This window comes from Carnobacterium sp. (assembly GCF_049673005.1).
In the GTDB taxonomy this organism is placed as follows: Bacteria; Bacillota; Bacilli; order Lactobacillales; family Carnobacteriaceae; genus Carnobacterium_A.
Genome location: NZ_JBATXB010000091.1, coordinates 1 through 4,078 on the forward strand (window position 1 = coordinate 1; position 4,078 = coordinate 4,078).

The window sequence follows — 4,078 nt, forward strand, 5'->3', positions numbered from 1 at the left end:
CCATGTGTGGAAACGGAATTCGCTGTTTCTCAAAATTTGTCTATGATGAAGGTTTGACTGATAAAGAAACGTTAACGGTCGAGACAAAAAGTGGGATTAAAACTATTGAATTAAAAAAAGAAGGCAACAAAATTACCGGAGCTCGTGTAGCGATGGGACAACCTATTTTAAATACGAAAGATATTCCTATGGTTTGGTCTGGAAAAGAGTGCATCAACGAACCTTTGCTAGTAAATGGGAAAATGTATCAAGTTACGGCTGTTTCAATGGGTAATCCTCATGTTGTTACGTTTGTTAAGGATACGAAAGAGATTGAAATTGAAAAAATAGGACCATACTTTGAACACCATGAACTATTTCCAAAACAAGTAAATACAGAATTCATTCGTATCATTGATAATGAGACTATCGAAATGCGTGTTTGGGAAAGAGGATCAGGAGAGACGTTAGCTTGTGGGACAGGTGCTTGTGCTGCTGTAGTAGCGGCACATTTAAATGGACATACGGGTAGAAAAGTAACGGTAAAACTATTAGGTGGAGATTTGTTTGTGGAATGGAATGATGAAACAGGAGTCATTTATATGTCTGGTTCTGCAACAACAGTCTATAAAGGAACCATAGACCTTAAAGGAGGGGAAGCGTAAATGATTACAGTAAATCATGATTACCTAGACTTAAAAGGAAGTTATTTGTTTTCTACAATTGCAAAAAAAGTTGCAGCGCATCAATTAACATACCCTGAGGCAGTACTTATTCGGATGGGCATAGGCGATGTAACACAGCCACTAGTACCAGCGGTCATAGAGGCATTGCATAAAGCAGTGGAAGAACAATCAAGTATGGATACATTCCATGGTTATGCACCCGACTTAGGGTATGCTTTCTTGCGGGAAAAAATTATTGAACACGACTATCAAGCAAGAGGCGCCCATATCGAATTAGACGAAGTATTTATTTCAGATGGAGCTAAAGGCGACGTGGCAAATATACAAGAAATAGTTGGAAGAAACAATAAAGTAGCTGTTGGTGATCCTGTTTATCCTGTATATGTAGATAGCAATGTGATGAGCGGACGTACTGGGACCTATAATGCGGATACAGAAACTTGGAGTGAATTGACTTATCTTTCTGCCACAAGCGAAAACAATTTTACTCCTTCATTGCCAACAAACCCTGTTGATTTGATTTATTTATGTTACCCAAATAATCCAACAGGAACTACTTTAACAAAAGAAGAGTTAAAAAAATGGATTGATTATGCAAATAAAGAAGAGGCTATTATTATTTATGATTCAGCCTATGAAGCTTTTATTACAGATTCAGCTATTCCACACTCGATCTATGAAATAGAAGGGTCTAGAACTTGTGCCATCGAAGTTAGGAGTTTTTCGAAAACGGCTGGCTTTACCGGGCTACGCTTAGGTTTTACTGTTGTTCCTAAAGAATTGATACGAGAAGGAGTTGCCTTGCGTGATCTTTGGGCAAGGAGACACAGTACAAAATTTAATGGTGCACCGTATATTGTTTCACGTGCTGGAGAGGCAGTATATTCTAAGGAAGGTAAAAAACAAATTAAAGAACAAATTTCTTACTATTTACGCAATGCAAAAATCATTCGTGAGCAGTTAACGAAGGCTGGCTATGACGTATTTGGCGGCCTAAACGCTCCTTATGTCTGGGTTAAAACGCCTCGAAATATGACATCCTGGGAGTTTTTTGATTTCTTACTAGAAGAAAAAAATATTGTTGTAACACCGGGTTCAGGCTTTGGACCAAGTGGTAAAGGGTATGTTCGTTTTTCGGCATTCGGAGAGTATGAATTGGTTCAAGAAGCAATGGGGCGTATGACGAAATAGACAGATTATTTTTTGTATGAAAAAATTTGAGTGTTTAAATTATACTCCAACTCAGACTGTTGTTATAATAAGAGATGAAATTTGAAAAGTAAAGGAGGGTAGTTTATTAACTAAAGTTTGCTTAATGTATTTGACTAGTGGTTTACTTATCAGTTTAATCTATAAAAAGCAAGATTGAGTAAAGCTTTTTATTAAAGAGGAGGATAAACTCTTCGACTGTCTATTTTTATCTTAATTTCTTATATTTATATTTTACCCTTGCCCAATTTTGGACATTCGGCTCGCATTTTATTGATCAGTCAGTATTTAATAACGTATTGCCTATTATTCAGTAGGATATGTGTGGATCTTTTATATAGTAGCTACTATTTTAGTATCATTGAATAGATTGAATAAGCTAGATGGATTACATTTATAGGAGGAATAAATGATGAGTAGAAAAGTAATTATTATGAAGTTTGATGAAGAGAGTAAAGCTTATCAAGCTTTTTCAGAAATTAAAAAATTGCAAACCCAAGGAGAAGTTAAAGGAGAGCAAATGGCAGTCTTAAAACATTTACCAAATCATCAATTGACCCCAAAAGATTTTATTGATTTTACTGGTGAAGATAATAATATAAAAGGCAGTCTGATTGGAATGTTAATTGGTATATTAGCTGGTCCATTAGGTGTTTTATTGGGTTGGTTCACAGGCAGTCTAATTGGCAGTACGAAAGATGTTAAGGAAGTAAAGACCGCCTTATCGATTTTTGAAGAAACCCTAAAAAACATTCCTGAAGATGAGACGGGATTAATCTTGATTGCAGATGAAAAAGTTACCGGTCCAATTGATGATTTAGTGTATGGTGAGTTAAAAGGAGAAGTCGTCAGAATTGATCGTGATGCTGTAGAAAGTGAACTTCTAGAGGCAGAAGAAACAGAAAAAGATGCAGCAAATCATGCGAAGAAACGTTGGTTTAAGTAAGCATTAGATAATAACATATAGTTTACTCATAGAGGACTACTCACAAAGTAGTTCTTTTTTTTGAAAAAATTGCTGAGAAAAGTTTAGCTGTGTTTAAAAGCTATAGAGTAGCTTTTTAGATTTATCCAATTTGTTCAATTGTATTTTACAATCTACAATAAAAAATAAGGACCAGTTGAAAGGTGGAAAAATGATGGGATTACTAGTAGAAGGCAAGTGGCATGATCAATGGTATGACACTAAGGGTAGTGGTGGCCGGTTTATTCGTCAAGAATCACAGTTTCGTAATTGGATTACACCAGATGGAAGCGCTGGACCAAGCGGAGAAGCTGGATTTAAAGCAGAACCAAATAGGTATCATCTGTATGTAGCGTTAGCTTGTCCGTGGGCAAATCGAGCGTTAATTATGCGTAATTTAAAAGGACTAGAAGAAATCATTTCACTATCTGTAGTGAATCCTTTAATGGCTGAAAATGGCTGGACATTTGAACAAGAAGAAGGCGTGATTGCTGATCCAGTAACGAATGCAAAATACCTATATGAGGTATATACTCAAGTGGATCCGACATATAGTGGTCGAGTAACAGTTCCTGTATTGTATGATTTAAAACAAAATAAAATAGTGAATAACGAGTCGGCTGAGATTATGCGTATGTTGAATACTGCCTTTGATCAAATTGGTGCTAAAGAAGGTGACTATTATCCAAAAGAATGGCGCTCAGAAATTGATGAAGTGAATGAACTTGTGTATCATTTCGTCAATAACGGAGTGTACAAAGCAGGTTTTGCAACAGTTCAAGAAGTCTATCATGAAGAAGTCGTTAAATTATTTACTGCACTTGATACGTTAGAAAAAATTCTAGAAAAAAATCGCTATTTAGTTGGCGAGGTTCTTACTGAAGCTGATTGGCGGCTATTTACGACATTGATTCGTTTTGATAGCGTTTATCATGGACATTTTAAATGCAACATTAAACGGTTAACAGAGTATACAAATTTATGGCGCTACACGAGAGAGTTATACAACTGGCCTGGGATCAGTGAGACGGTCAATTTTGATCATATCAAAAATCATTACTACCGTAGCCATAAAAATATTAATCCAACAGGGATTGTCCCACTAGGACCTGAACTAGATTTTAAGCTGCATTGATTAGTCGATTTAGTATAGCTTACTATAACGTATAATGTTTAAAAGGCTCATTTATGAAGACTGAATAAAGACGGGAGTGTGTTTGTTGAAAATAATTTCTGCAAT

At 35.9% G+C, this 4,078-nt stretch carries 4 protein-coding genes; all 4 read left to right on the forward strand.

Annotated features, from left to right (window positions below; all coding sequences use genetic code 11):
* Positions 1-644: diaminopimelate epimerase (gene dapF, locus WBF61_RS07000; RefSeq protein ID WP_424255142.1), on the forward strand; the 644-nt coding region annotated here is incomplete at its 5' end.
* Positions 645-1,856 (forward strand): LL-diaminopimelate aminotransferase, encoded by a 1,212-nt coding sequence (locus tag WBF61_RS07005; RefSeq protein WP_424255144.1) that lies wholly within the window; start codon positions 645-647, stop codon positions 1,854-1,856.
* 430 nt (positions 1,857-2,286) lie between these two features.
* Positions 2,287-2,820 (forward strand): DUF1269 domain-containing protein, encoded by a 534-nt coding sequence (locus WBF61_RS07010; protein WP_424255146.1) that lies wholly within the window; start codon positions 2,287-2,289, stop codon positions 2,818-2,820.
* A gap of 193 nt (positions 2,821-3,013) precedes the next feature.
* Positions 3,014-3,973: a glutathione S-transferase family protein gene (locus WBF61_RS07015; RefSeq protein WP_424255147.1), complete on the forward strand. Its 960-nt coding sequence runs from the start codon at positions 3,014-3,016 to the stop codon at positions 3,971-3,973.
* Positions 3,974-4,078 lie beyond the last annotated feature (105 nt).